Source organism: Pedobacter steynii (assembly GCF_900103665.1).
Lineage (GTDB): Bacteria > Bacteroidota > Bacteroidia > Sphingobacteriales > Sphingobacteriaceae > Pedobacter > Pedobacter steynii.
This window is the reverse complement of sequence record NZ_FNGY01000004.1, coordinates 273986-296688: the sequence shown is the minus strand read 5'-3', so window position 1 is coordinate 296688 and position 22703 is coordinate 273986. Positions and strand designations below refer to the sequence as shown.

At 42.1% G+C, this 22703-nt stretch carries 22 protein-coding genes; 5 read left to right on the top strand and 17 right to left on the bottom strand.

Annotated features, from left to right (window positions below; genetic code table 11):
* Positions 1–35 precede the first annotated feature (35 nt).
* From BLQ87_RS13470 to BLQ87_RS13430, 9 genes are all read right to left on the bottom strand, one after another.
* Positions 36–293: a hypothetical protein gene (locus tag BLQ87_RS13470; protein WP_143010437.1), complete on the bottom strand. Its 258-nt coding sequence runs from the start codon at positions 291–293 to the stop codon at positions 36–38.
* 149 nt (positions 294–442) lie between these two features.
* Positions 443–2026: a cysteine peptidase family C39 domain-containing protein gene (locus BLQ87_RS13465; protein WP_074607475.1), complete on the bottom strand. Its 1584-nt coding sequence runs from the start codon at positions 2024–2026 to the stop codon at positions 443–445.
* Between the two features lie 152 nt (positions 2027–2178).
* Positions 2179–3588, bottom strand: a complete 1410-nt coding sequence (locus BLQ87_RS13460; RefSeq protein WP_074607473.1) for a TlpA family protein disulfide reductase — start codon at positions 3586–3588, stop codon at positions 2179–2181.
* A gap of 62 nt (positions 3589–3650) precedes the next feature.
* Positions 3651–3893 (bottom strand): hypothetical protein, encoded by a 243-nt coding sequence (locus BLQ87_RS13455; protein WP_143010436.1) that lies wholly within the window; start codon positions 3891–3893, stop codon positions 3651–3653.
* A gap of 254 nt (positions 3894–4147) precedes the next feature.
* Positions 4148–4765: a hypothetical protein gene (locus tag BLQ87_RS13450; protein WP_074607469.1), complete on the bottom strand. Its 618-nt coding sequence runs from the start codon at positions 4763–4765 to the stop codon at positions 4148–4150.
* Position 4766: 1 nt separating this feature from the next.
* Positions 4767–5849: a hypothetical protein gene (locus BLQ87_RS13445; RefSeq protein WP_074607466.1), complete on the bottom strand. Its 1083-nt coding sequence runs from the start codon at positions 5847–5849 to the stop codon at positions 4767–4769.
* Positions 5850–5876: 27 nt separating this feature from the next.
* Positions 5877–7049, bottom strand: coding sequence for a hypothetical protein (locus BLQ87_RS13440; protein ID WP_074607464.1), 1173 nt, complete (start codon positions 7047–7049; stop codon positions 5877–5879).
* A complete protein-coding gene (locus BLQ87_RS13435) occupies positions 7050–7658 on the bottom strand; it encodes an FkbM family methyltransferase (RefSeq protein ID WP_074607462.1) in 609 nt (202 codons plus the stop codon). It abuts the gene before it with no gap.
* A gap of 7 nt (positions 7659–7665) precedes the next feature.
* Positions 7666–8358: a glycosyltransferase family 2 protein gene (locus tag BLQ87_RS13430; protein WP_074607459.1), complete on the bottom strand. Its 693-nt coding sequence runs from the start codon at positions 8356–8358 to the stop codon at positions 7666–7668.
* Between the two features lie 291 nt (positions 8359–8649).
* Here BLQ87_RS13430 and BLQ87_RS13425 point away from each other — a divergent pair, with 291 nt between their 5' ends.
* The gene (locus BLQ87_RS13425) at positions 8650–9543 is read left to right on the top strand and encodes a cyclase family protein (protein WP_074607457.1); all 894 of its coding nucleotides are present in this window, start codon (positions 8650–8652) and stop codon (positions 9541–9543) included.
* A gap of 285 nt (positions 9544–9828) precedes the next feature.
* A complete protein-coding gene (locus BLQ87_RS34260) occupies positions 9829–10155 on the top strand; it encodes a LytR/AlgR family response regulator transcription factor (protein WP_074607455.1) in 327 nt (108 codons plus the stop codon).
* On the opposite strand, the gene BLQ87_RS13415 is transcribed toward BLQ87_RS34260, so the two are convergent.
* From BLQ87_RS13415 to BLQ87_RS13405, 3 genes are read right to left on the bottom strand one after another with little or no spacing between them, the layout of a single operon-like run.
* On the bottom strand, positions 10117–11394 hold the full coding sequence (locus BLQ87_RS13415; RefSeq protein ID WP_074607452.1) for an RNA polymerase sigma factor: 1278 nt from the start codon (positions 11392–11394) through the stop codon (positions 10117–10119). The two genes, BLQ87_RS34260 and BLQ87_RS13415, sit on opposite strands and share 39 nt — an antisense overlap.
* A 3-nt stretch (positions 11395–11397) precedes the next feature.
* Positions 11398–11733: a YciI family protein gene (locus BLQ87_RS13410; protein ID WP_074607450.1), complete on the bottom strand. Its 336-nt coding sequence runs from the start codon at positions 11731–11733 to the stop codon at positions 11398–11400.
* Positions 11734–11757: 24 nt separating this feature from the next.
* Entirely contained in the window at positions 11758–12351 is a 594-nt protein-coding gene (locus BLQ87_RS13405; RefSeq protein ID WP_074607908.1) for an FMN-dependent NADH-azoreductase, read from the bottom strand.
* A gap of 160 nt (positions 12352–12511) precedes the next feature.
* On the opposite strand from BLQ87_RS13405, the gene BLQ87_RS13400 reads away from it, so the two are divergent.
* The 3 genes from BLQ87_RS13400 (at position 12512) to BLQ87_RS13390 (ending at position 14891) form a co-directional block, all read left to right on the top strand.
* Positions 12512–13603, top strand: a complete 1092-nt coding sequence (locus tag BLQ87_RS13400) for an AraC family transcriptional regulator (RefSeq protein WP_074607448.1) — start codon at positions 12512–12514, stop codon at positions 13601–13603.
* Between the two features lie 174 nt (positions 13604–13777).
* Complete coding sequence (locus BLQ87_RS13395; protein WP_143010435.1) at positions 13778–14275, top strand: hypothetical protein; 498 nt, start codon at positions 13778–13780, stop codon at positions 14273–14275.
* Positions 14265–14891, top strand: coding sequence for a succinate dehydrogenase/fumarate reductase transmembrane subunit (locus BLQ87_RS13390; RefSeq protein ID WP_074607444.1), 627 nt, complete (start codon positions 14265–14267; stop codon positions 14889–14891). Before BLQ87_RS13395 ends, BLQ87_RS13390 begins: the two co-directional genes overlap by 11 nt.
* Here the strand turns inward: BLQ87_RS13390 and BLQ87_RS13385 are convergent.
* The 5 genes from BLQ87_RS13385 to BLQ87_RS13365 all read right to left on the bottom strand — a co-directional run bounded on the left by BLQ87_RS13385 (position 14839) and on the right by BLQ87_RS13365 (position 22668).
* The gene (locus BLQ87_RS13385; protein ID WP_074607442.1) at positions 14839–15186 is read right to left on the bottom strand and encodes a VOC family protein; all 348 of its coding nucleotides are present in this window, start codon (positions 15184–15186) and stop codon (positions 14839–14841) included. The two genes, BLQ87_RS13390 and BLQ87_RS13385, sit on opposite strands and share 53 nt — an antisense overlap.
* A gap of 144 nt (positions 15187–15330) precedes the next feature.
* Entirely contained in the window at positions 15331–17055 is a 1725-nt protein-coding gene (locus BLQ87_RS13380; protein WP_074607440.1) for a RagB/SusD family nutrient uptake outer membrane protein, read from the bottom strand.
* Positions 17056–17096: 41 nt separating this feature from the next.
* Positions 17097–20246, bottom strand: a complete 3150-nt coding sequence (locus BLQ87_RS13375) for a SusC/RagA family TonB-linked outer membrane protein (RefSeq protein WP_172664909.1) — start codon at positions 20244–20246, stop codon at positions 17097–17099.
* Positions 20247–20394: 148 nt separating this feature from the next.
* Positions 20395–21279 carry a hypothetical protein gene (locus BLQ87_RS13370; protein WP_143010434.1) on the bottom strand — a complete coding sequence of 295 codons (885 nt, stop codon included), beginning with the start codon at positions 21277–21279 and terminating at the stop codon, positions 20395–20397.
* A gap of 78 nt (positions 21280–21357) precedes the next feature.
* Positions 21358–22668 carry a M12 family metallopeptidase gene (locus BLQ87_RS13365; RefSeq protein WP_074607437.1) on the bottom strand — a complete coding sequence of 437 codons (1311 nt, stop codon included), beginning with the start codon at positions 22666–22668 and terminating at the stop codon, positions 21358–21360.
* Positions 22669–22703 lie beyond the last annotated feature (35 nt).

The following is a 22703-nucleotide window of genomic DNA, read 5'->3' as shown; positions in this document are numbered from 1 at the left end:
TTTTGGCCCCCTCCAATGATATTTATTATTTACGATTATATACACTCGTAGCCGCAATGGCGTACCTGTCCGGCTGCAATCCACTTCACACAGGTATCATTTCCACCGTCAGGTGCGTTTATAAACTCGGACCAATTCGTCCAATCATCAGTCTCCGAATACTTGTATTTGAAACGGCAAAAAGTAGAGCCCGGTGCACTGCTGCCATCTCCTCCTAATACTTTTTTCAATTGTTTCTTTGTAAGTACTTCCTCCTTGTTAAAGGCATTTGGTTTCAGACTTAATTTTTTCATGTTTAAAGTTTTAGATTTGGTTTTTAAGGTTTTGTAGCCCCTCCAAGCCTGGCTACTTGTAGCTCCATGTTTTTTTAACCTATGGTAGTTATCCGGGCTTTTCGTTTGCAACCGAAGCCCCATTTTTTGTACAAAATCTTATCGGTATGTTAGGGCAATAAATACTGCAGATCTTCCAGCTTGTACGGACTTTGTAACTTATAGCCATTCACTAAAATGGTCGGTGTGAAACTAATATCGGTCAGCTCACACCAATCCTTCTGCTTTTGAATCGCTTCATTTAAGCTGGGATCCAAGTTAACCGGGTAATGAACCGCCCAGTCTTCATAGCTTTTGTTAGCAGGCTTATACCAGTCGTTCAAAGCCCTTTCTGCTACACCCTGATCCTTAGATATACTCAAGGCGAGAAAGTGTTTGGCAATCTTTGTCCGCTCATCACTATCGTGGTTGGCCGTAGTAAATACAATTTTCAATTGTACATCATCTCTATTGTTTAACCAGGTGTCCAGTGTCTTGTGGGCAGCAGCACATGGACCGCAAAGCGGATTGGAAACCATTGTAATTACATTACCGGCATCCTTATTTCCTAAACAAATTGGGAGTAAATCATCAGGAATCGTGTAACGGGGTTGATTGCTGAGCAGTTTCATAAAAAGATCAGTATTGTATTTGAATGCTTTCAACTGCTGTTTTAAGGGATGAGTTTCCCCCGAACTGAGCAGTAAGGGGCGTAAAACTGTCCATATGGCTATTGGAAATAAGAAGCACAAGGTAAAGGAGAAGAACTGAAATGCAGAAAAGTCTGGCCTGGAGAAGGGTTCATTCCAAACAAACACCAAAGCCTCAGCCCACAATAATGCCTGGATGCCACAACACAATACACACCAGTTTTTTTGCTTAAGCTGGTAGCCTATAGAGTAAAAAGTATAGGGCAGGCAGGCTACACTCATCCAGATTAATAAGGTAACACTGGCCGGATTAAGTATCAGACATAATAAAGAGCCTGCGAAGTAGAACATGCCCACTTCGCTCCAGCTTAGCCAGCTCGTGATTTTTGCGGCATCCGACTTTAAAATCCCATTACAATCATTTTTCTTGCCCAAACTGCATAAATTTTGAATAAAAGGATTATTGGCATTTATGGAATATAAGAGCAACAATGCGCTTACAGACACCCCCGAGAGCTTTATCAGTACCAGTAGTAAATAGGGGAGGGCAACACTGGCTAAATTAATGGTGGCAAACATTGCTGCCAGAATTAGGATCATCAGGAAAGGGAATTTAAAATCTTCCAGCCAGCCCCTAATGACCGATTGCCTGTACCCACTTTCTCCGCTCTTTTCATGCTTTTCGGCCAGCAGTACTATTCCTCCCCATCTCATCATAAATTCTGCTTGTGCCATCGTCTGATTTGCACCTTTTTCATCGGCGTATTTTACCTGTTCATTGTTAATTTCATGAATCAGTAAAAACCGACCGCCTTCTCCCTTAATATGAGCAATCAATGGATAGGTAAAATCATCGGTATTCACCTCATTTGGATGGAGCTGATAGGCTTCATTCGGAACATTCCAGCTGTCCAGGCAATCGGTGAATGCCAGTAAACTTGGATATTCAGGATGGTTCTCCAGGTCATTCTTAATCGTAAAACGACTCACTGGAACCCCTAAATTTTTAAGCAGCTGACAAAGTACGGCTGTTGCATTAGCCTGTTTTGAGAATGTTAAATTCATATCATCTTATGCGTTTAATAAAGTGTTGATTTCTTGTAGTTGAAGCAATTTACCTATCGTATTCAAATCCTTTCAGGCACAATACCAGGTATTAAGAATTGGCCGTGTACTATTTTGAATAAGTGCTGTTTGACCAGGAATTTTTAAAGATTTTATTTTAAATACCGATCAATCAATAGCGCTAATTTTGGATCGCTGGGACGTGGGACGTTATCGTTGACCATTTTGCCATTTTGATCTATGAGCAGGTACCGTGGGATCAGGTCGATTTTAAACGCTTTTTTAAACCGTGATTGATCAAAGTCCAGTAAAAGAAAACTGTTGCCATTTAACCCATCCTCCTTTCCGGCTTTAATCCAGTCACTTACATTTTTATCTATTGAAATAGATTTAAAAACTACATTTCTATGTTGGTATTTCTTTTTTAAGGCGATCAGGTAAGGCGTTTCTTCTCTGCAAGGCATACACCAACTCGCCCAAATATCCAATATGATCAACTTTCCTTTACTCTCAGAAATGGTTTGTTCCAGCGTCCTGATCGTTTTCCCGTCTGCCGCTAATAAATTGTCTTTTGTTTTAGATAAAAGGGGTTGATTTTTTCTTGCCAGCTCATATTTAATCAGCTTTTTAAAATCTTCAGCAGAACATTGCTCATTGTATTTTTTTAACACTTCTTTCGAAATATTCAGATCAGCCTGATGTGCTGACAATATGGCCTTGGTGATTAAAAAATCTTTCGTCTTGCCATCGAAATTATTCAGGGCTGAAAAGAACGTGCTTTCGAATTTTTTACGGTCGTTGATGGTATAATAAAACCCGGCATTTGATGTCGCCATAGATAAGCACTCGACGCAAGCCATTTGATAGATTTGATAGGGTTCATAGCCAATGTTTTTCAGGGTCAAAAATTTTTGCCGTATCCCTTTTTCGTAAACATCCTTCCCTAACAGCGCCCGGTTATTCCTGGTAAGAATTAAGGAGTCTCTGAATGCGGTACTCTTTATGCTGTTCAACGCTATTTTAGTAAATTCATGACTAACTGGTCGCTTTTTTGCATAATCGGTCAGGAATTTCAACCTCACATTTTTCATGTGGTTAATTGTTTTCTCCAGTTGATGAAAACTGCGCAGGTCCTGCGTCTTTTTATGATAAGGACGAACGTCGAACACATAATATATATTCCCTGTTTCTTTAACCAGTTTTCTGAAAAAATTAAGCTCATTTGTTCTTTGATCATTGCCATTAACGTACAATGATAAAGAGTCTGTTCCCGCGTACCTGATGTTTATTTTCTCTCCCGGGTAGATGAGAAAAGGAATTTGTCTGGCACTTGTTTCAAACAGTAAAGTTGGTACATGAATCTGTATTTTCTTTTGAGTGTTAGAAATGGTTACCGGATGCCCGTTGGACAAAGAATCATGATAATAAAAGCTTAACCTCTTATTTTCCTCATTATGATCGATGGTGATCACTGTAGCAGTATCTTTGTCCTTATTGCCATTGTTAAAAGACAGGATCAGGAAGGCAAACCCTACAAGGGATAGATTTAAGATAGATTTCATTTCATGAGGTTAGCAACAAATGGCTATGATATAAATTTATCAAAAGCCATTTGTAAGGTGAATTAACGTGGACAACTCTGGCAACACCAGTAGTAATGGTGGTCAGGATTAGGATCTTGCTGAGCGGCTATGGACGCTGCATTTTCTGCTTGTTGTGCATCCGGGTAACCACATTGATAATTGGACCAGTCTGCATTATGAGCGCAGCAGCCGTCTTTACTACCAGTACTACCCATTCCACCTAATACTTTTTTCAATTCACTTCTGGTCAACGCTTCTCCTGCCTGAAAGGCTGAAGCATTCAATTTTAATTTTTTCATACTTTTGTATAAAATTTAATAGAATAGATTTTGTATCCCTGTCACGCCGGGATAGTTCAAGCGGCATGTTTTTACAACATCATGCTTGTTATTGGGGCTGTTCTGTTGCAACTGGCAGCCCCTTTTTGTACAAAAGCAAGTTACCTATTCTCGTTAAATCATTTAATACACAGGGCTTTGTATTATGAATCTCCCGGGTATTTTCTTGAATAAGTACGATATGACTAAGAATTGATCGTTTAAAATTCATCATCATCCTGGTCCACAACTCTCCCCACAAACTCATCGTTAATGCGGGAAGTCGGAAAATCAGTACCATCACCAAAAAGATTATAACTATCATGGATGATGGCATGATCTTTTACCTGCGGATAGATGTTTTTAGCCAAAAAGCGTTGGTCAGTTCCCTTAAAGCACTTGTAAGGATATTGATCTGTTAAGTCCCTTATTCCTCCGGTATCTCTGCAACCCCACATTCCCCCCATAATCAATGCCGTATGGTGTGGGTGATCCCGCATAATATGAAAAAGATGGTCTGTATCAAGCCATTGGTTAACCGCATCTACCTCCCTTTTCGACAATCTGGAATCCGCATCCCTGCAAATCATGATGTCTGCATCTTCTGCGGCATAGAACCGCCAAAACAAGCCCGCAAAATCTTCCGAAGGCTCCATCAGTACCATTTCACAATCTGCCTGATCAATCGTTTTAATGAGCGCCGGCGAAGAGGCCGCATCCACGTAAAACCGGCAAACCCAGTCCGGGTACAAAACCTTAGCCAGTTCAATATTCTTTAGCGCTCCAATCCAATACATCGGATTTTCACCCCATAGTGAAAAAGAAATAATTTTCTTCATGCTATCTGATTATTTGATTATTGTTCGTCAAAATGTTTAGTTCCTGATTCCACAACATTTCAATCTTATGTTTTCGTATTTCATTATGCCGGCGCATTTTCTCAGAAATTCCTGCCAAATCTGCCGATTTGATTTTTTCTTCCAAATCCACAAAAGAGTCAAAATAGGTGATATAAGGCATCCATTCCCGATCATACCAGTCTGCATGATCTAACCAGCGTTCAACAACTTCCGGATTCTTATAATTGTTAGGATCATTTTCTCCTGCCGGTAGTACTAAGGCATCAGTTACGCCTGAAATCTGCAACCAGGAAAGATCCGAGAGCACACCTAAGCCCAGGGAGTTTTCATACAGCTCCATGCAAAATTTCTTTGAAGGGAAGAACAGTGGTATACCCGCGGTGTAATATTCAAAAACAGACATGATGGAAGCATTATAGGGGATCACAATAATACCTGCGTATTTTGCCAGATCGGCCCATTCAAAGCGACCTAAAGACTTTTTATGCACCAGGCTCGTGTTTTTTAAACGGATTGGCAACATTCTGCTGTCTACTAAAAATGAAGGCCGCTCCGGATTCCACTGCACAGTCATATGACCACAATAGCTTGGAATATGCGTCCAGGAAAGCCCGGTAAACAACTGGCAATAGTGTTGATCGTATTTGTTATTGGCTACCCTTGCCATGAGTTGACGCCTGCTTAAGTCATGTATACTTTCGTTCAGCCATTCCCAATGCCGCTTGCTTCCTGAAAAAGGAGCCTCGTACCTGGTAGACGCGACGGTGATGATTGGCTTGTTAAACTCCCTGTAAAGTAAGGCAAAAGAGGGGGTATGTGTGACGATAAATGCATCGTAAACACTTAATTCATCCTTGTATCTCCCGTAAAATCTGCTGCACATGTTTTCATTCAGATGCTGCCAGGTAAACTGATTCAGGACCTCTACCTCTTTTTGTTCCCAACCATGAATCCAGCTATGTGAGGAGATAGACCAGTTATCGACCTGATGGCCAAATCCTTCAAACAGATCTATAAGATCCTTTATTACTGTTGCATGTAAATCCAGGTTGAATAATTTCATATTTGGAAGTCCTCCTGTTTTAAAAGATTAACGCTGAAAATGAATTGCCCGCAATTCCCATAAAGACCTCAGGAATTCCAGGGGCTCGTTTATATCCTCCTCTTTCCCGGACATCAGCAGCAAATCGCTAACCCTGTTTTCGCCATTACACTGCAGAATGAGCTTTGCTTCAAAATCAGTGATCTCTGCAAGCATCTTATTTGTATTTACATTCCTCAAACAAAATATTTCACCTGAAATTAGTTCCAGTTTATCAATAACAATTGCGGAAGATAATCTGGGTTTTACCTGCCGCATCAAAACATCATCATGAATATGTATGCTCAGCAGGTATTTTTCACTGATCGTTCTTTTTATGGAATCAAAAATATATTCCCGGGAAAAAGCTTTCATACGGCCGATGCTATGGTCAGAAAAATCCAGCAGATCATCGAGCTCTTTTGTATTCATCACCTCAAGAACATACATCATTTCCTGTACGAGCAGCAGAGGGGAAATACGCTCCCCAGGATGGCCTCCTGGTCTGCCGGAGAAACGATTTGGAAGGAAGGAAATTAAATTGTCTGCTGTTACCAGTCCTCCAAAACCCTGTTTACCCGCTACGATGACCGGTATATTGGATAATAATCCATTAGCTGCAGCGCTTTCTGAACCGATTAAGAGCTCACATTCAGGAAAAAATGAAGAATAGTCTTCAGTATTTTTCAGCAATGTAATATGGTCATTGGCGACCTGTTCAAGCAGGGGAATCAAAGCATCCGGAACAACACAACAAAATTCAAGGTGTAAAAGAAGGTTGAACGATTTAATTACAGACAAACAAATCGTTGCATTTTTCTCATCTGCTACATCGTCTAAAACATAAAATATTTTACTTGGATACCTTTTATTAACTTTTAAAGGGTAATGATGCATTCTTTCAAAAAATGGATACTCAAAGTTTGAAACCAATTCCCCGGGCACTCCCCAATCTAAAAGGTTGACTTCTTTCCCTACCACAATATAATGCACAGGTTGATTAAAATCGATATGGTGCTGCAAAAAATCCTGATGATAAATAAGGCAAATGCAATCACTTCCCAGCTCTTGTCCGGGGTAGATCAACAAATGTCCTTTCTGCCTCAGCACCAGATAGTCCAGTTGTTCAAGGTCCGAAATCATCCCGGAAACTAAATCCAATTCTTGAGTTAAAAGTCCCATTTATCGCTGTTGGTGTTTGATATATACTTGTTCTTGTGCTGCTATTTTAATCAACTGGTAACCTTTCCTCTTCATCCATGTAGGTATAAAATCTGAGGCTTCGTTGCTGCTGCTCAACACAATAATACTGATGTCAATTTTTTGCATATCAATTGAATTGAGTACCGCTATTTCGGAGCCCATGACATTAATAATGCACAGGTCGACTTCTGTTCTTTCTTCCGCAACGAGTATTTCGGTTAATGACCTGCCTGTCATTGAGCTGATGCTATCCCGATAAAGAAAAGGATGTTCGGGAGTTGCCCTGCTGCTATCGTAATGTGCTAAAAGCCCGCTAAACCTTCCTGATTCCAGCCAGAGTGAGTCAGCGCTTTCATTGATGCAGGCTTCTATAATTTTCGACCTTCTGTTTTTTGCCAGTTCTGTAACCGCAGATTCATTGGCATCTATACATATGCCTTCCCATTTTCTATATTTTTCAAAAAAAAGGGTATGGTTATTTGTTAGCCCATCGAAAGCTCCGATGTCCACAAAAAAGCCTGATTCCTGCTTTTCGAAAATTTCCTCATCAAGGTATTTAGCTAATCCGGTTTCTGAAAAATAGCGCATCAAAATTCTATTTATTTAGGAATATATTCCTGGCCCTTGAACATTCGGCATAAGCCTCGTCATAATTTACCTGACTAATACCACCAGGCCGGTGATGCGCCAATAATGCATCAACGCTCCTAAAAATGGCCCCATTTACATAAGCCCTTAACAGCCATTCGTAATCCATGGCAATCCGATAGTCTTCGTTAAATAGTCCGTATTTCAAATAGGCATCTCTTTTGACAAAGGTGGAAGGATGTGCCATGTTCATACTATCTAATAATAGTAAATGGCCATTCTCTGATCCTTTGATGTTGGGCGTTCCAACAAGTGTGATGAAATTGCACTTTCCATAATAGACATCGTAATAGGGGTACTTCCCATAAATATCAATGACGTCGGCAACGGCAGTTTCTTCGTACCAGTCATCTGCGTTAATGATGCCAATGATTTCTCCGGAGGCCGCTAAAACACCTTTGTTAAAAGCATTGCCAATACCTGTATCTGGTTCCGAAACAAAGACATCTATGTGCTTCGCATATTTTTTTATGATCTCTATCGTTTCGTCCGTACTGCCACCATCGATAATGATATATTCTATATCGCCGGCGGTTTGGCCAATTACGCTGTTAATGGTCTGTTCAATGGTCTTAGCGCCATTAAGTACGATGGTAATGATACTAATCTTAGGTTTTGAGATCACGTTTATATGAAACATCTTTATCTGAAATTGGCTTTTATAGCTGAAGCAAATTACACATTGTGGTCAGATTCTTTTAAGCACAAGACCTGGTATTATGAATAACGGGCATCCTGTTTTGAATAAGGGCTGTTTTGTTAAGAATTTAAAGAAAACCGGTACAAATGATCCGGGAAGAGCTTCATCCGGAAGGTGGTATTGGATGAATTTTGTGCGCTGAACAAAATAATATTTGTAATGATTAAATTAGTGGTTGAAATTCTATTTTTATATATCGAAACTTGAGGACTAGAAATTAATAAACCTATTATGGATAAAAGAGTAAAATTTGACTTTGAAATATATTTCACGAATGGAGGAAGCATTAAAGGCGAAGATTTTCGTCTGGATATAGCGGGAGATACGATAACGGACAAAGAGCTGGCCGATTATATTGTAGCTGACTTAAGATTGCTGATGGTTGGCCAAACCAAAATCCTAAACAAAGAAATCCTAACAGAACCACATAAAAGAACGCCAATTGATGCGGAAATTGAGCAGGATCTGTTAATTGATTTGAGTCATACCATTGAAGAGGGGCTTGTCACTTACAAAGGTTTGCCTGCTCCGGTGATCTGTGATTATTTAAGCAGGGAAAACTCAAAACAATTTTATGAGGAAGGGACAGAATTTCAGATTGGAAAAATTGAAATGGTAAGCAATACAGGGACTTATATTGACTGTCCGTTTCATCGATTTGAGCATGGCAAAGACCTTTCGGAAATTGGCCTGGAATGTTTCACCGACCTGGATGCAGTTGTGATCAGCATTCCTTTTTCAGAAAAACTGGAAATCACAGAGGAGCAACTAAAAAACTATGAAATCAGAAACAGGGCAGTGTTGATACACACCGGTTGGGACAAGAACTGGAATACGGAAAGATATTATGAAAACCATCCATATTTAACAGAAGGAGCTGCGAAATACCTGAGAGATTGCAGCGTTAAGTTGGTAGGTATTGATTCACACAATATTGACAATACCCAGGGTAGGAGCCGACCTGTGCACACGATACTTTTAGGGGCAGAAATCCTAATCGTAGAACATCTTTGCAACTTATATCTGTTACCGAAATCTGATTTTACATTTAGCGCAATACCGCCTAAATTTAAAGGGGTCGGGACATTTCCGGTAAGGGCAATGGCTAAACTCAGGAAAATATAGGGATCAGTTGCTTTTCAGGATTTCGACAGTATGGCTAAGTATTTAACTGCAATGGCTCGGAATTTTGGTGTTCTGCAGATCGATGCCTGGTCAAAAAAGCATCGATAATAATCAATATTGGAATAATTTTTTGGCGATTCAATTGCTAATTTAGATGTCTGCTTATTTAAATTGATTATTTTTTTTCAAGTAGTAAAAACCAAATGTAGATTAACAAAAACCAGCTTAACCGAACCTTCCAATCCCATTGTCGAATCATTTCCTATACCATCCAATTAACATCTCATGAAAAAAATAATGATACCATCACACGAATCACTCAGGTTTGTTTCTCAGGCTGATATCGTCTACTGTAAATCAGACAATTGTTATACGAGTATCTTTTTAAATAATGGAGAAGAATTGTTGGTTTGTAAATCGTTGAAGAAAATCGCTCAGGAATTAGATGCTTTATTATTTGTTAGGGTAAATCAGTCCTATTTGATAAATAAAGATTGTATTAAATTAATAGACAAGAAAAGCAAATTTATAGAATTAATAAATAGTCAGCGTATTCCATTTACGATAACTATTTCAGAATTGCTTTCCCTTATTTCTGTAAATTTGGTCTGATGGGGATAGCCTCTTTATCTCTTTCATAAGTGTTTGCTGCTCTACTTTTGACCTGGTCATTTTGATGGCCAGCCGATAATGATGTATAGCTTTTTCAACGTCTTTATCAGCGTACAGGTAGCCCAATAATTGATGGTAGTAATTGCTATCGTTCATGTCTAATTTTTCCGCTTCAGAAATGGCCTTTTCATAGCCATGAACTTTAGCTAATGCAAATGTCCTGTTCAATGCAATGATGGGGGAATATGCGGTAATCATCAGCTGATCGTATAGTTGCAGGATGTGTTGCCATTTGGTTTCATCAGCAGGTGTGCTGTGCCAGTAGGCGATACCTGCCTCCAAATGATATTTCGAGATTTCAGGACCATCGAAAGCATTGATCAGATAATAGTTGCCCCGATCTATGAGTGATTGATCCCATAATCTGCTGTCCTGTTGTCCGTAAGCGATGGCTTCGCCCGTATGACTGATCCTCGCGTCCAGGCGTGAGCTTTGGTAGCACATTAAAGCAAGCAATGCGTTTGATTTTGGGGTATTGGTCAGGGGATTTTCCAGGAGTACAAGGGCAAGCCTCACCGCTTCTGAACAGAGGTCTTTTCGTATCAGTTGATCGTTTGTTTTTGAGAAATAACCTTCATTAAAGACCAGATATAAAGTCTTTAAGACCGTTTCGATTCTTGATTTAATATCCGCTTCCGTTAAATTGATGAGCTGGAAACTGTCGTTACGGAGGTTTGCTCTGGCCCTGAGCAGTCTTTTTTTTATCGTTTCCGGTTTTGCCAAAAAAGCATTGGCAATTTCTTCCACACTAAAGCCGCAGAGGATTTGAAGTGCCAGACAGATTTGTGCTTCGGCTGAATTTGCAGGATTACAAACCGCAAAAATCATGGCCAGCTGGCTGTCGGCAATCTGCTGGCTATCAAATTCAAAATGTTGCTCCTCCTGAAGCTTTCCTTTTATCAGTTCATTTCTAACCTGGTTTTCAAAAATTGCGGCACGTTTAAAATGATCTTTGGTTTTATTCTTTGCAACAGTGTAGAGCCAGGCGGCAGGGTTTTTTGGGATCCCATTAATTGCCCAGTTTTCGGATGCTTTTAAAAAGGTGTCACTGGCAATATCCTCCGCAATTTCGATATACTTCATCCCAAAATGACGACACAGGACGGCCGTCATTTTGGTATACTCCTGTCGGAATAAATGGGGTAAAAGTTGCTCGACTGAATTTGCCTGTTCCTGCATGAACTATGTTTTTAACAGCTCCCGTACTTCAATGTTTCCACCGATTTTAAAAATAGGATTACTTTTTGCCAATTCAACAGCCTCCTCAATGGTCTCTGTTTTTACAATGATATAGCCGCTGATAAATTCTTTGATCTCGGTGTATGGCCCGTCAGTAGTGACATTGTTGGCATGTACAGTCACCGCACTTCCCGGAATTGGCAGCAGTGTGTTTCCTTTATCAACCAGTTTATTTTGTGCTACAATGCCGGCAAGCCAGCTCATCCTTTCCTGCATTTGCTCAGGTGAAGGTTTAAAATTGATGTCGTTTATTCTGAAGATTAATGCGAATTCTTTCATAATGGTATTAAATTTATAGATATTTTAAATATTTCTGCAAATTTCATCGTAGTCGACCTTAAAGTCTGGTTTTTTTGTTCCTTCAATAATCAGGGGTTGAATGTCATCGATTCCTATGTATTTTAAGATCGCAGTAAGGTGATTCACGATGTAGTCATTAACGGGGTTGAATTCCTGGTTATAGCTTCCGCCTGCAGTGATGGCAAGGTATACCGTTTTATCCGTCAGTAATCCGATTCGCGTTCCGTCTGCCTGATATTTAATCGTTTGTCCTAACCTGACGATCTGATCTATATAGGCCTTTAATGTAGCATGTATTCCAAAATTATACATTGGTGCGCCTAATATGATCACATCAGCATTCCTGATTTCCGATAATAGCGTATCTGAATAGCCTAATTTTTGCCTTTCCTCTTCAGTGATGTTGTTCCCATCTTTGAAAGATGCGTAAATCTGTGGACCATCCAGGTAAGGGGGACGGTCATCGATCAGGTTCCGTTCGGTAATGTGACTTCCCGGGTATTTCAGGACCAGCTTTTTAATAATCGCGTTTCCCAGCTGAATGCTGTGAGAATAATTCCCCATTGGGCTGGAAATAATGTGTAATAGATTTTTCATTAGCATATAATTGTTTTTTTTAGCCCTATAACGATTGGGATTTAGGAACGGGGACATTTTTCTGATGTCGATTTTTTACAATTCTGAATCAACTTAAATAGAGAATTTTGCCTGTAAAATTTCTATTTTTACCCTCTTGTAGGTCTTTAAAGAAGCATAAATGCAATATCTTATTGGTGCAATCATCGCCGTTTACATTGCCATACTGATTTTAGGTAAAAAGAAAAAGGGCACCGCTGATTATATATTGGCAGCCTGGTCATTTTTTGCGGGGCTGCACCTGAGTTATATCTACTACTATGCAAGCGGCAAATATCTGGACATGCCGGCGCTAATAGGCTGGAACGCGCCTATTCCGCTTGCCCATGGACCCTTTTTTTATGCTTATGTCCTGCAACTCACACAACAACAGAAAACGAGATATCGCTGGTTGCTGGTTTTTGCCCCCTTCTTTTTAGCCTACCTGTACCTGTTGCCTAAACTGCAACCCCTGTCGGACGCCGCTAAAATTTCATTGTTAAATGGAAATCAGCCACCTGAACTGAAATGCGAATATCTCTTTCCTGTGCTTACTTTTCTGATTATTTGTTCGGGAGTCGTTTATGTCGCAGCGGTGCTGGTCCTGCTTAGAAAGCATAAAAGAAACATCAACGAACAGCTTTCCAATACGGAGAGAATAAGGCTGATCTGGATACGTCACCTGATTACCGGAATCGTTATTATTCTCAGTTTCTTCATTTTGGGCCAGGCGGAACTGACTTTTCTTTCGGTAGTTGGCTTCATCGTTTTCCTTGGCTATTTTGGAATAAGACAAGTTGGGATCATCAGTGATGAAACTGTGGAAGAAGAAATCGTAAAGACGAGGTACGAAAAATCAACCCTAACGGATGAGATGGCTCAAAAAATACATGCTGAATTGATCGCAGTGATGCAAACTGAGCAATTGTATAAAGCTCCGGATCTTAGCCTGAACATGCTGGCGAAGCGATTAGGGGTTCATCCCGGTTTATTGTCCCAGGTTTTAAATGCCGAAGAGCAAAAAAGCTTTTACGACTATATCAATGAACATCGGGTCAATGAATTTAAAGTGCTGGTGGGTTTACCGGAAAATCGAAACTTTACGATTTTAGCCATTGCATTTGATTGCGGGTTCAATTCAAAATCATCCTTCAATAGAAATTTTAAGAAGATCACACAGCTCTCCCCATCTGCTTATGTAAAGCAGCTGCAGTTGCACATGGCCGAAGAATGATAGAATTATAGGTGCCAACTCATCTGGTGGGACGATTGCAGCAGTTGAAGTCCGGATACTTGCAGTATGAATTACATACGTTATGCAGCTCTGGCTATGCTGAAAGGTCTTCCTTTCCTTATGCTGCCGATTGAAAACAGATTTTTATCAGCAACATTTAAAAACAAATTACATATGAAAACAGTGAATTTAATTAATCGGATGGCCTCGCTTACCATGGTACTGGCACTTACGACAGCGGTATTTACAGGATGTTCTAAAAATAAGGAGGAGGGCCCGGTTGGTTCGACTGACAAAGGGATGGTCAAGATGACCGTTACTACGTCCGGCGAGTTTGACAAGAACAAGGGGGCGGATATCAATGTGACCGTGTCGTCGCACGACAGCCGTGCTAATTATCAAAAGTGGAAAGTCAATGGAGTTGAAACGGGCGCAGAGATGAACCATACTTACCTGAGTGATGCTTTTAACGGAGGTAAAACTTTGATATTAGAATCGCCGGAGACTTACCTGGGCGCCAGTGTTAATGTAAGTGCTGCTACATCTGACATCGGTTATACTTTAAAATATAAGCTCGAAGAAAAAGGAAAGGTAGTAGAAGAAGCAACGGTTTTAGTTTCTAAAGACAAACCAGTAAGGAAAAACTGGGTATTCAGCAATTATGGTAAATAGAATCCATTACTTCTCCGGACTTATCTTATCCGTATTTATTGCTTTTCATTTAGCAAATCAGCTTTTCTCCCTTTTTGGAGCTGAGGCACATATTGAACTGATGACTTTACTCAGAACGGTTTACCGACACATCGTCGTGGAGACCGTTCTCCTTTTTGCTGTCGCATTTCAAGTGGCAACAGGAATCAGGTTGTCATTTAAGAAGGGTAAAAAATCGATAGTCGAGCGGGTACAGCTTTATTCAGGGCTGTATCTTTCTCTTTTTCTCATCGTACACGTGACTGCGGTGATGTACGGCCGACAGTTGCAGCTGGATACCAACTTTTATTTCGCTGCCGCGGGAATGAATATATATCCTGCAACCTTTATCTTCATTCCCTACTATTTTTTTGCCGTAGTTGCCGTAACGCTTCATTTGGCTTCGCTGCACTACCTAAAAACAAAATCTGCAAAGGTTTCCTATAGCATTGCAATCATTGGAATAACGGTTTCCATACTGATGATTACCGGTTATACCGATGCTTTTAACTGGAGGACAATACCGGTTGAGTATGAAAATTTCATTAAAGGGGTGTTGCCGACCAAACCGCGAGTTCATTTCCTGCCGGGTCCATAAAATGAAACCTTCTTCCCCCCGGAAAGCTGAAAATTTCCTTAGAGATTTGTCCTCCTGCTTCCATAATTCTATGCTGTATTTGTACCAGGTCTTCATGGTAAAGAATAACCAGCGCGCCGTTTTGTACAGTGGCATCGCTTTGGAAAAAACCTCCTTCAAGTCCGCTTTCTGAAAAAGCAACATATCCGGGGCCATAGTCGGTAAATTTCCAGTTAAATGAAGCCTGATAGAACTGTTTTATTGCCGCCAGATCGCTGGCTTGAAATTCAACGTAATTGATGTGGTTATTTTTCATGCGCTCAATTTAAGTATAATCTGTCAATTGATAAATCCACTCAATTTTTTGATGCCAGTCAGGTTCCAGACATAGTCTTTAGTAGTAACACATAAAAAAAGGAAGTGGACTGAATCCACTTCCTTTTAAAATTTACTACCCCCGTTACCAGTTCGGATTTTGGACCAGTGTTCCATTGCTGAGCGCAACCTGGGCCGTAGGTATTGGCCACAGGTAATCCCTGCTCAAATTGAATTTACGGTTTGCACTGGCTTGTGCCACCACAAAGCCATTTGGATCCCTTGGAGGAACCGTACCACTGGGATTTTCTGAAGCGATGTACTTTCTGCTCAAAATAGCCTGTGGTAATACAGTTTCCGCAGTTTTCCACCTCAGCAGGTCCCAGTAACGGAAGCCTTCAAAAGCAAGTTCAATCCGGCGTTCGTTTCGTATGGCAGCCAGTAAAGCCGGACCGGCCGTAGTATTAGGCAGTTCTGCAAGGATCGTTGGGTCTCCGTTCACGTTTCCTGTCGCCCTGCGCCTGATTTTATTAATCGTATTGTCGATATCTGCCGGTGCAATTACATTTAATTCATAAGCTGCCTCTGCATAATTCAATAGTACTTCCGAATACCTGATCACATTGTAGTTGACATAACTTTGCTGGCGGAACCAATCTCCGAAAGTAAAATATTTCCTCATCCTGTAGGATATGGCCGGTAAATAGGTGACGATTCCGGTAATTGAAGGGTAAGGTAATGACTTGTTGAATATCGTCTGTCTCATCCGCGGATCTCTGTTTTGGTACTCTTCCAGGGAACTTGCCGGGCTGGCAATCGGAACATAAGGCGTACCATCTTTCATTGGATAAGCGTCGACAAGTGCTTTGGTAGGCGCAATGGTACCTTGCTCTGCCAGACGCAGATAACCATGCGATATAATGTTATTTGATGCATTTTGACCATAGTTTTTAACCAGGATGTTTTCCTTATTCGTGGCATAGGTATAATTTACCTGTGGACCAAAAGTATTTGTTATCGGATTGCCGGCGGCTCCACCATTGTATTGAAACTCATAGTAATAGCTGTCGGCCGCATCTGCTCCAGGTGCGTAATACAAACTATGTTTGCTTTCTGTGATCACCAGTTTACTGGCATCATAAGCGATTTGTAAATTGCTCGTCGCGGTTGGCAGGCTGCGGTATTTATCCCAGGTACCGGCAAACAGCGCTACCCTCGATTTGTAAGCCAGTGCCGCGGAACGGGTAATGCGTCCATAGTCAGCAGCCGGCTGCACATCGGCAGCCGGACAATTTGCTGCTACAAAATCCAGATCGGCATAAATATGATTGATCACCGTCTGTCTCGCTGTTCTGGGGGTATATAAAGCCTGGTCATCCGCATTTGCAATGGTCCGGTCCAGATAAGGGACATCACCATAGCGCTTTACCAATTCAAAATAGGCGTGGGCCCTGAAAAACCTGGCCTCTGCGATAAATCTATTGATCGTGGCTGCATCACCGGTCACACCCGGCGCTTTCTCGATCAGGTTATTTGCAGCCCTGATCAGGCGGTAAGCATTGGTCCATTCGCCCGCGCTTGCCGGTGCAATGCGTGCCCCGTCTCCGATCCCCTGACTGCCGGTGCCATAAGCATCATCCGAATAATTGTCCTGGTAGGGAGTAGGGTTTCCACTGAGATCCCCGGTAAAACCGGGCAAAAAAGTATATAAGTAATTGGCAGCCTGGCCAAGATCGGAGGTTGTTTTCCAAAAGCCATCGTCTGAAAGCGTAGTTTGCGGGGTTTGGTCCAGATTTTTCCGGCAACCAGCTATCAACAAAAGCAGCGCAGGTAATAGCCAGATCATTTTAATGGAATATGTTCGGGTCATGTTGTTAAAAATTAGGTGATATTGAAATAAGATCTTCTGCTTTAAAAGGTAACGTTTAAGCCAAATGCATAGGTTGCTGCATAAGGGTAGTTAAACGCAACATTATTCGGGCTTTCAGGATCGAAGTATTTGAACTTCATCTTTGAGGCCGTCCAGATGTCCTGGGCGGTGAAGAATATCCTCAGCCTGTCTATATTTACCTTTTCCGTCAGCGATTTTTTGAAGGTATAGCCCAGCTGTACATTTTTTAAGCGGATGTACGCTCCGTTCTGCAGCAATGAACTGTTTACCCTGGTATTGGTTCCTCCTCCGGACAATGGTCTTGGATACTGTGCATTCGGACGTTCCGGAGTCCAATAGTTGTCCCTGTAGTCGTCGTGCGGATACCTCCAGCTGTTCACAAAAGGAATGATCTCACTCGAAAAGATTTGAAAATTACGTTTGCCTACACCCTGAAGGAAAACGGTAGCATCAATGCCTTTCCATTGTGCGTTTAAATTCAAACCGAAGCTATATCTCGGATCGGTATTTCCGAGGTAAACCAGGTCACCATGATCGGCTTCCGTACCTAGCCCGCCGTTGATGAGGTTGTTGCCATCTATATCCTGATATTTATAGTCGCCGGGCCCCTGGTTGTTGGAACCAAACTGCTTGGGGCTGTTGGTCACTTCTTCCTGCGACTGGAAATATCCGGTTGTTCTATACCCGAAAATTGAGTTCACAGAATAGCCGGGTATGGTTCGGTTTACACCTTCCCTGTAAACAACACTACCCTTAAAATCAGTGATCTTATTTTTATTGTCGCTGATGTTGAAACCTACGCCATAATTCAGTTCACCTGCTTTATCCTTCCAGCTGGCATTAAATTCCCAACCTTTGGTTTCCATGCTTAAGGCATTGGTCGTACTTGGGGTTACCCCCAAAAGATCGGGCAGAGCCACCTGAAACAGCATGTTGTCATTGGCTTTTTTAAAATAGTCAAAGCTGGCTGTTAAGCGGTTGTTCAGAAAAGCCATATCTAAACCAATGTTATAGGTCTTGATAATTTCCCAGCCAATGGCAGGCGAGGGTAAGCCGCTTTGAAAAATGGTGGCACTGGCAGAGTTGTTAAAAGGGTAGATGCCATTGGAAAGTGTCGGGACATAGTCGTAATTTCTTTCCCAGGCATTTTCAGATAGCAAGGCATTGCCGAGCTTTCCATACGAGGCCCTTAGTTTGAATTCGTTTACAAATTTCAGGTTGTCACTAAACCATTTTTCCTGCGTTAAGCGCCAGGCAGCCGAAAAACCGGGGAAGTTTTGGCTTTTATAGCCTGGTGCCAAACGCGAGGTTGCATCATTACGAAATACAAATTCGAGGTAATACTTGTCCTTATAATTATAGTTAAACCTTCCAAATAACGAGACCCAGGTATTGGTTTGAATCGCATCCCCAACAGCATTTATCGGCAGGTTTGGTAAGGTGGTATAATTGAGTGTGGGCAAGTCGTTGTTTACTAAATTGCTTTTAGTGGCATAAATAAGGTCGTAATTGTAATCCTGGTATTGGAAACCAGCTAAAGCCTTAAAGTGATGGTCGGCCAGGTCTAGATTGTACTCGGCAGTTGCATTTGCACTATAGCTGTTCTGGGTAATGCGTTGCTTATAAAGACTGTTAGGGTTGTTTAGAAAGCTGGTTGGCAGGAATTTCTGACTTGGCTTATCCCAGCTATAGAGGGGGACCGTGACCAGTGAACGGTCCTGGTTTCCCTGTTCAAAGCGGGGGCTGAAGGTCGCGCTCAAAACGAGCCCTTTTGCCAGACTATCGGCTTTCAAGGTAAAAACGCCATCAAATGTTTTAGTTGTTGTTCTTCTATAGCCTCCTTTTTCCAGCCATGCCTGAGTCCTTCCGGAGTCGCCACCGAAAACACTGCCATCCTCGTTGAAAATAGGGAATACCCTCCTTATGTTGTACATGTTATAAAGCAAGCCCCCATCGCCGGATGCGTTAATAGACTGGGAGATATCGACCCTGTTCCTGATAAAAGATAACCTGCTGTCCAGGCTGAAAATTTTATTGAATTTGGTGCTCATGTTGAACCGTGCATTGTAGCGGTCGTTGTTGTCCGGTCCGAATTTAAAAATGCCTTTATTGTCATTGTAACCGAGGCCGATAAAATACTGACTGCTTTCGGTACCACCACTAATGTTTAAATTGTGGTTTTGGGTATAATAGCTTTTTCTGATAAACTGTTTAATGGGATCCGTATTGTAGTAATAGAACTGATTGGTGGGGTCATTTGGCTGAAAGCTCTGGCTGGGATCCTGCATCCAGGCAATCTGCTGATTGGTCCAGGCAGGGGTACCATTGTTATTCACGTTGGCCAGATTTTGTAAGGTCGCTTCTTCCCAGGAGTTTAAACGGCCGGGCACATTCATGATCTGTTTGTTCGACAATAAACCGGTATAGTTAACCTTGGTCTTGCTGTTTGCAGTTCCTTTTTTTGTGGTGATGAGCATGACGCCGTTTGCTGCTTTTGCCCCGTAAATGGCCGCCGCTGCAGCATCTTTCAATACAGATATGCTTTCAATGTCGTTCGGGTTTATCTGTGTCAGATCGGTGTATTCTATTCCGTCTACAATTAACAGGGGATTGTTTGGCCCGTTAACGGAAGAAATCCCGCGGATGTTCAATTTCCAGCCTTCATTGCCCGGCTGACCGCTGTTACGGGTTACAATCAATCCCGGTGCTACTCCTTGCAGGGCTTCAACGACATTGTTTACCGGTCTGTTTTCAATTGCCTTGGTGTCAATTGTAGAAATCGATCCGGAAATACTTGTTCGTTTTTGCGTACCGAAGCCTACGACGACCACTTCGCCCAAATCGCCGGTCGCCAGTTGAATCGTCAGGCTGTAATCAGTCCTTGCATCAACAGTAATGCGCGCTTCGGAGTAGGATAGGTGCCTGGCGATAAGGACATCGCCAGGACGGGCATTGATCGTAAATTTGCCTGCTCCGTCGGTCTGGGCTTTGGCTGAACCGCCTGCAACCATAATGGTTACCCCTGGGATGCCGAGTCCGTCGGTACCCTTAATCGTACCGGTAATGTTTTTTGTTTGTGGCCAGGCCAGAAATGGCAGCAAAACAAAGAGCACAACATATTTCAAATGAAAAATACATCGTACTAATTTCAGATTTGTAAAATACCTCATAAGCATTCTTGGTTTAGTAGTTAGGTTAATTTGTGTGTGTGGTACACGGTGTTGAAAAAATTGGTTGGGCCAATATTAGGGTAGCGACCGAAAAAAAAAGTCGGAAATCTTTAAGAAAAAGGGTGAAAATTTTTAATATAAGGGTGGATCAGAATGTCAGTTCTATGCCTGTTTTTGCAGCTAAAGCGTTGAATTCCGCGCCGTTAAACCTTGTTTTTAAACTTCCTCCCTGGTTTAGGTAGGCTTCGTCAATTCCTTTCCAGGTTGCCCCGTATTTTTTTTCTAACCCTATCGATATGCTGATGCTTTTTGAGAGTTTGTATGAAGTGCTCAGCCCGGCAGATAAGCTATAACCGTTGGCGGTTTGCTTAAAGCTCAGCGGCTGACGGAACATTTCGTTCAGGTTCCATTGTGCCTTTGCCAGGTAACGGTAATAGCCGGCCTCGATGTTAAGGCCAAAGAGAAATCTTTTCAATTGACAATTGATTTCGGCCCCGGCAATGCCTCCTTTCCAGGTGTTTTTATAGCTGGAATTCAGGGGCGGATCACTTTCATGATCAGGAAGGTCGAGGATATACAGCTTCCGGTCGGAATACGCAATCCCCAGGTAAGGCTTTAAGTTAAGAGAGCTTCCTATAGGAAATCCATACTTCAGTTGCAGGGAATAGTCGTACAGGCTTCCCTTATTGGCCATTCCTTCCAGGTTGAAAAACGGATCCTGCCTGTTGTTCTGCAGGTAATCTGTATCTGTAACCGAACCTTTCTTAATGTGGTGCAGGCTAAAATTAGCGCCAAGTTCTAAACGGCCAAATAACCTTCGACTGATGCCAATATTGAATTTAGGGCCCCTCATCTTAGTCCAAACCAGTTCGGATAAAATATTGGGTGGGCCACCATCAGCATTCCCGGCTATTGACCAGTTGTAATCGTGTTCGAAATGTGCAACAGAAGCCGTAATTCTCCAAGATGGCGACTGTGGGTAGGCATAAAATGCACTAAACACCAATAGGAGTATGGAAATTGTTTTCTTCAAGCTGTGGAGGATAAAAACCCATGCTGTATTCCGACAGCATGGGTTGGGTTTTGTTTTCTAAAATGGTGTGCTAAAGCATTAGTTTAGTTTTGTCAGCTTAAACCTTTGCGCGGCAGAAGCTGTATTAGCGGTAACTACGACTATTTTAGCCAGATCTGCGGAACTGCCGTCCTTAACGGCCAATCTCAGTGAAGTGGCGTGTTTTGGTGCAAAGCTGAAACCATCATTGCCCCGGTTGTACAGGTTGAATTTCTGGGAGTTACCGTTAGTGTTGGTGCTGATTTCAACCTGGGCGCCGCTTACTGTCGAAGCGCCTTCCACCGTAAGTACTTTTGTGGTATCCAATACTGATTTGAACTGATAGGAATGGTCTGCCAGTTTCCTGATGCGGAACCTCTGGTTATTCCCGGTGCTGTTGGCATAAAGGATGATGTCGGTGCCGTTTGTGGTGGAAGCACCGGTGATGTCAATTGATTTTGTGCTCAGATAAGCAGGACTGATCCTGTATATTCCCTCAGAGGCAGCAGGGAAATACAAAGACCTCAGGCCAGCTGCATCTCCAGTACTAATGTTGGCCCGCTGACCGGTAAAGGTGGTCCCGTCCAGCCTGGTCATTGGTGGATCGTTCACATCGATTGCAAAAGATGTAGAGCTGTATAGCATGACAGAATTGAAATCGAAAGGCCCTTGACCAGCGTAGTCAGAGAAAATATTGTAGTTGTGCGCGTTGCCGGAACTTACCTTCGAGATGTCTACGATGACATAGGAATTTCTGTCGGGCCTGCACTGTTCATGCATCACGCCCAGGGAATGCATCACCTCATGCATTGTAATGCCTAGATGGGTATAATTGAACATGTTTACCGTGTTGACCCTTCCCGGGAACCATCCCAGTGGCGAGTTGTTGCCTGTCGACTTTTTAAACTGCATGTATTCGGGCTGCGTAGTACGTTGGATGAACTGGATCCCTGTTGAATCCGTCAGCCTGTCCAGCGCGAGGTCTATTGTCGCCTTGAAGGAATTGTGTTGCGCAGTGGTCAGCCCATCAGTAGTTGGATACTGGTAATATACTTTTGCGCCTGGCCAGGTCGACAAAAAGTTTTGTACGGTGGTTGCCCGCTCTACTGAACTCAGCCCCGACAGGCTTAGTTTCTTTAAGGCGTTGAACTGCTGTTTGTTCAGAATGATGTCATCGGCATAGAAAAACTCATCGTTGATTTCTTTAACGATATTGACATGTCCGTTGATGCTCAGCTTATGGACTACCGTATCGCCACTCTTGCCCGAAGTGGTCGGGTCTGCATCGGCATTGCCGATATTTTTCTTGCAAGAGAACAGTACAGTGGCAACAAGGCACAATCCCAGGATTGGTTTAAAAATTGGTTTCATGTTTTTTGGTTTAGGTTAAATTCTGTAATGGTGTT